Below are 6,013 nucleotides of genomic sequence, written 5' to 3' on the forward strand. Positions count from 1 at the left end.
GTAACCATTAACTAATCTTAAAAGCGATGAAATACACAGGGAAATCAAATCCATCTCGTGTAAGAATCAGGGTCGCAACCCGAGCAGCCGCATTTGGATAAGGTAGCACATTGAATGGACGCTTTATCTGGAGTGGAAAATCGTACTGCCGCACATGATCGGAATATCTCTTCCAGAAGGATTCAAAATCCGCAGAGTTTACATATGCAACAAGGAAAGTAGCTGTCCCGAGTGCATTATAATTGACAATGGCTTTGTCAATATGAGCGTCAATGTACACTGTTGATACACTGTCCAGCTTCAAACCTTCAAATATAGCAATTTCCCGCCCAGCTTTGGTCAAGAGTATATCAACCTCTGCTGCATCCATTCCGCTTGCTGATATGCCATGCCTTGTCTGGTCTTTTACTTCGTTATATCCCTTAAAAGAAAGCATATCTCTAAAGTAGTCGTTTATGCTGTTCTCAGAACTTGATGCGGTGAACGAAGCGTTCAAGCAAACGCGTTCGCCCACCTGTATCAAATCATCGAGTACACTCTGAGCTGCTGCCATATCAGCATTTAATCGTTCCTCGTTTGATGGCGGAATCATTGTGGATTCGGCTGTACTGTCAGAAGCAAAATAGTAGACCTTTCGAACGAGAAGTCCCGATTCGCTTGCCTTGAGCGCCTTCCCTATCGCATCTTGCAGTACGGAATCGAAAGACTGTAGTAATGCTATGTCAGATTCTGCACCTTCAAATGTGAAATCCAGAGCATTTTTATTCCAGTTATCACCTTTCATCCCTGCATAATAAGCCAGACCAAGATCTTCATACTCATATTCGCACCGTTGAAAGGCTTGGGCTACATGAGCTTTTCCGAATTGCTGAAGAAATTGAACAACACGTTTATTAAAATTTGCAGGTACACTGTATGTAAAATCAAATTCTCCCATCTCACATTCCCCCGATATAAGTCTGTTTTGTGGTCTTGGCTTCTTTCTTCAAAGCAGCCTGCTCCATCTCTTTTTCATAATCACCCTTGGCATAGGCAACATTGCTGAGTGCCCGGAGCATCTTATCTTTTGCCAGTTTCTTCATAACCTCTGCAAGATCAGCGTCCAGAGTACCACGCTTCACATAGCGGTTTATGGTATTTAGCCGCTTCTCGTAAATCTGTTTCAGTGGATGATCGTCCGCAAGCTCCCGTTGTTCTCGCCCTTTCAGATTGCCGATCTGCCGACAGGTGCGGTGCAGCTTATCTCCCGGCGCATAGCCGCCGCAGTATTTGGTGTGTCTTGCGTTGGTAGTCAAAAACCATTTGCCGCAGATCCGGCACTTCTTTGGAGCATGACCGACACACAAGCCCTCAAAGAAATCAGACCGGAACATTCCCACGAACGATACATAGTGCATCCGTTTGACGAGCTTTGCCACATCCTCGCCGGGACGGATGGTAGCCACATACTGAACAGAGTTGTTCGCAACAGACATCCAAGCATTGCCCTCCATGATAGAGAACTCCGGTGGGAAATAACTGCCAAACATCTTTGCAAAGCCCTCTGCGGTGCGGTCAGCTTCGTTGCCGTCTGATTTTTCCGCAAAATCAAGCATTGCTTGTTGGTATTCCCCAAGGGAGTATGCCAGATGCCCGAATACAGCGGTATAGCGTTGGAGCATCATCGCATCCGCATATTTTGGAACTTCTTCAAGCTGCAAGGAGTTGGCTGCGGCTTTTATAGCAAACTCCACATATTTCAGCACATTGTCGGCAGTAAAGACTTTTTCAATCCGTTTTCTGTGTTTTGGAATGTCCATGTAGGAAAAAGGAGAAGTTTTGCTGAGAATATCCAGCATTTCCAGAGCAGCGTCCCTTGCCATAGGAAAGAGCGCAGAAGCATCCTGTCCTGCGTTCAGCATACCAAGCAGCAGATTGATTTTCTGGCATTGCTCGTTCATCTGGGCAAGAGTATCTGCCGAAACATTCAGCGCATCACAGGCAAGAGTGCCGACAGGAAATGTTTTGCCCTCATATATGACCGTATCCTGCCAAAAATCCAATGTCATCAGTTCTTGATTCATACTCGCCCTCCTGTCCTGTTTTTTCATTTCTTTCATTATACCATGCAAATATGAAGAAATCTACATCCCGCGGAAAGTTGTCCTGTTTTTTGAAATGGGGTTGTCCTCCGATTAGCCTGTTTTTTGAAAAATCCGGCATAACCATAGTAGAAAGAGCGAAACACCTGCCAATCACGGCGGGTGTTTCGTGCTTTCTGAATACTATGAACGGAGGTTTTTCTATGACAATCTATGAAACCATCAAGGCGGCAATCAGCGTAAAGCAAGCCGCCGAACACTACGGGCTGAAAGTCAATCGCAACGGCATGGCTTGCTGCCCGTTCCACAACGACAGGCATCCCAGCATGAAGCTGAACGAGGAATATTTCTTCTGCTTTGGCTGCGGAGCCAAGGGGGACGTGATCGACTTCGTGGCAAGGTTGTTCGATCTGAGCAGCCATGAAGCAGCACAAAAGCTGGCTTCGGATTTTGGGCTTGACCCGAAACCGCCCACTGCCGCAGCTATGGTCAAGCCCAAACGTCCCTATATCCGTCAGTTCCGGGAGGACGAAATGCTGTGCTTCCGGGTGCTGATGGATTATCTGCATCTGCTGGAAGATTGGAAAGTGCGATATGCACCGAAAACACCGGACGATGCCCTGGATGACCGTTTTGTGGAAGCCTGCCAGATGCTTGATTATATCGAATATCTGGCAGACGTTTTGACAGTGGGCGATCTGGAAGAACGGGTTGCCGTGGTGGACGAGCTGATGAAGGAGGGCAAGATTGCTTTCCTTCGAGATTATGTGGCACGGAAACGAAAGGAAGGGTTGTCCCATGGGGAAGAAAGGTAAAACACCGGATATGAATCTGCCTGTCTGGTTTGATGGACAGAACATCAACGAAGCTCTGTTTTGTGAAGAATTTCTGCATGAGCGCAGAATCATCTTTGCAAACGGAGCTTTTTTCACACCTGATGGTCGGGTGACGGACGATCTCCCTCTGCGTGGGGAGATTTACGACAAGCTGAAATTCTGTGCCGTGAACAATATCCCCCGGAAGATCGCCAACATTCTGGAAGTGTTGAAACTGGAAGCGCAGGTGCCTGACTTCCCACCGGAGCAGGATCGGATTCATGTGTCCAACGGCACATTAACGCTGAACGGGACATTTACCGAGGGCAGACCGGCTATCGTGCGGAGCCGTCTGCCTGTTGCCTACAATCCCGATGCGCCCGCACCCGTGATCTGGCTGAACTTTCTGGATGGGCTGCTCCATGCGGAGGACATCCCCACCTTGCAGGAGTTCATCGGCTACTGCCTGATTCCCTCCAACAAGGGACAGCGCATGATGGTCATTAAGGGCAACGGCGGCGAGGGAAAATCTCAAATTGGAGCTGTGCTTTCTGCTGTCTTTGGTACGAATATGAAAGACGGCAGCATCGGCAAGATTTCTGAAAACCGCTTTGCCCGTGCCGATCTGGAACACATCCTGCTGTGCGTGGATGATGATATGCGGATGGAAGCTCTGCGCCAGACCAACTATGTAAAATCCATCGTGACGGCACAGGGCAAGATGGATTTGGAACGTAAAGGCAAGCAGAGTTATCAGGGCTGGATGTTTGCCCGGCTGCTGGCATTCAGCAACGGCGATCTGCAAGCCCTGTATGACCGCAGCGACGGTTTTTACCGCAGACAGCTTGTGCTGACTACCAAGGAAAAGCCCGTTGGCAGAGCCGACGATCCCGACCTCGCTGAAAAGATGAAGGACGAAGCCGAGGGCATCTTCCTGTGGGCATTAGAAGGATTGCAGCGGCTCGTTGCCAACAACTTTAAGTTTACGGAGAGTGACCGTATCCGTGAAAACCGTGAAGCGGTCAAACGTGACAACAACAATATCTTTGATTTCATGGAATCGGAGGGATATATCCGGCGCAAAGCGGATGCGTCCATCAGCTCCAAGGATTTCTATGAAATTTATCGGATGTGGTGCGAGGAAAATTCCCTTGCTCCGCTGAAAGCCCGTAGCTTCAGCGACACCATGGTTGCCAATACACAGAAATACAATCTGGAGCATTGCAACAACATCACCAACTCTGCCGGACGGCGGGTGTGGGGATTCATGGGAGTGGAAGCCATTGCACGACCTCATATAAATGGGTTTTACGGAGATTCGCCGTGTACGTACGTACCGGAGGACATTCCGGAGGAATGGCGGCAGGTCGAGTAAATCCCATTGCTGGTACGTATGTACGCAGCAAAAGAGCGTAAAACGCTCGTTATAGAAACAGCACACATCCTCTCGTTCGGGCTGTTTCTATGTCCACAGGCTTTTGAAAAAAGTGTCTGTGGACACCGGCTGCAAAAGGAAGTTAACGAAGAACAGCTTCATGCAGACGGGCTGACCATGGGAAAAGGCGCAGACATTTTGCCTTGGTCAGCAGAGGTCACCGCAGTGACCGCATACCCCCTCCGGAGGAGCCCTCGGAGAGCCCACGGCACTTTGCAGCCAGTATGGATGAAAGTGTCATAGTGGGTTATTACACTTTGAAAAAGTGCCTCTCCGTAGCCCCCGCTGTCTGCAAATCCCAAAGAAAGGACAAAAATTCTATGGCAAGAAATGATGGAATAGACCGTACCGTAGCCAGAAATCAGGACTTGGAAACCCCGGCAGATGTGGCTAAGGTACAGGAACACAATGAGCGTGAAAAGGACAGCTACAGCAATCAGGACATCGTGCCGGAACGCACTTCTCTGAACGTTCATTTCAAAGCACCCACGGACGATTATGTAAAAATGTTTGAGCAGATGGAACAGGACGGCGTGATCTCCACCAGAGGTCTGAAACCGGATGCCATCAAATACGGCGAGTTGGTGTTTGATGTGAACTCCGCTTATTTCTACAACCACGGCGGCTATGAATTTGCAAAGCAGTTTTATGCTGATGCCTATAAAGCCGCCGTGGAGATCGTGGGCGGTGAGCAGTATATCCTCTCCGCTGTGATGCACGCCGATGAGCGTAACCGGGCAATGTCCGAAGCACTGGGCGAGGATGTGTACCACTATCACCTCCATGTGGTTTATATCCCAGTGGTGGAAAAGCAGATCCTTTGGTCGAAGCGGTGTAAAGATGAATCCCTCCGTGGGACGGTAAAGGAAACCATTACACAGGTCAGCCGCAGTAAGAAATGGGAATCCAAACCCGTTCTTAATGAGGACGGCAGTCCAATGTTGAACGGAAAAGGGAAAAAGATTTTGAAGTCGTCCTACAGTGTGTTGCAGGATGACTTTTTCAATTTTATGCGAAATGTCGGTTACACCGATGTGGAGCGTGGAGAGCGTGGCAGCACCGAGGAACATCTGACGGTAACACAGTTCAAGGTACAGGCTGAACGGCAGCGTCTGGAAGCTGTGACCGGACAGGTGGCACAGGCTGAGCAGAGTTTGGAGGATACCAAGGTTGCCACAGCAAAGCAGAAAAAGAAACTGGAAGCTCTGCAAAAGGAAACCAAGGCAGCAAGGGCAATTGCTCTGACAGTGCAAGATATTGAAGCTATGGGCAAGAAAGCCACATTCGGAAACAATATCACGCTGACACCGGATGAATGCGACACACTCAAACGCTATGCGGTCAACGGCATTATCGCCAATGCCGACAATAAGCGTCTGAAAGAAAAACTGGCTTCCGCAGAAAAGACGGTTTCCATCTGGAAGCAGCGGTATGAAGCGGTAAACGAAAAATATATGGAACTCAAACAGAAAGCCCAACCCTTTCTGGATGCACTGGAAATCGCATCCGAAAGAGTTCGGGCTTTTATTTCTGCCGTCCTCGCCAGAGAAAAGGAAACAAGGGAACTTAAAACACCCGCCCGCAAGCGTGGACAGGACATGGAACTTTGATGGAGGGATTGCCTATTGAAGAAATACTATGAGGAAGCGAAATATAATGCGGCATTTGACCGCTGTGTGGAT

At 48.9% G+C, this 6,013-nt stretch carries 5 protein-coding genes; 3 read left to right on the forward strand and 2 right to left on the reverse strand.

Features of this window, described 5'->3' with window-relative positions:
• Positions 1-7: 7 nt before the first annotated feature.
• The gene (locus tag Q0K09_RS05365) at positions 8-937 is read right to left on the reverse strand and encodes a hypothetical protein (protein ID WP_294473831.1); all 930 of its coding nucleotides are present in this window, start codon (positions 935-937) and stop codon (positions 8-10) included.
• Position 938: 1 nt separating this feature from the next.
• Positions 939-2,063, reverse strand: a complete 1,125-nt coding sequence (locus Q0K09_RS05370) for a DUF6076 domain-containing protein (RefSeq protein ID WP_294473834.1) — start codon at positions 2,061-2,063, stop codon at positions 939-941.
• Positions 2,064-2,284: 221 nt separating this feature from the next.
• On the opposite strand from Q0K09_RS05370, the gene Q0K09_RS05375 reads away from it, so the two are divergent.
• The 3 genes from Q0K09_RS05375 (at position 2,285) to Q0K09_RS05385 (ending at position 5,941) form a co-directional block, all read left to right on the forward strand.
• Positions 2,285-2,896, forward strand: a complete 612-nt coding sequence (locus Q0K09_RS05375) for a CHC2 zinc finger domain-containing protein (protein ID WP_294473837.1) — start codon at positions 2,285-2,287, stop codon at positions 2,894-2,896.
• Positions 2,880-4,271, forward strand: a complete 1,392-nt coding sequence (locus Q0K09_RS05380) for a phage/plasmid primase, P4 family (protein WP_294473838.1) — start codon at positions 2,880-2,882, stop codon at positions 4,269-4,271. Before Q0K09_RS05375 ends, Q0K09_RS05380 begins: the two co-directional genes overlap by 17 nt.
• A 380-nt stretch (positions 4,272-4,651) precedes the next feature.
• Positions 4,652-5,941, forward strand: a complete 1,290-nt coding sequence (locus Q0K09_RS05385; RefSeq protein WP_294473841.1) for a plasmid recombination protein — start codon at positions 4,652-4,654, stop codon at positions 5,939-5,941.
• The last annotated feature ends 72 nt before the right edge of the window (positions 5,942-6,013 follow it).

Source organism: uncultured Intestinimonas sp., from assembly GCF_944387725.1.
GTDB lineage: Bacteria > Bacillota > Clostridia > Oscillospirales > Oscillospiraceae > Intestinimonas.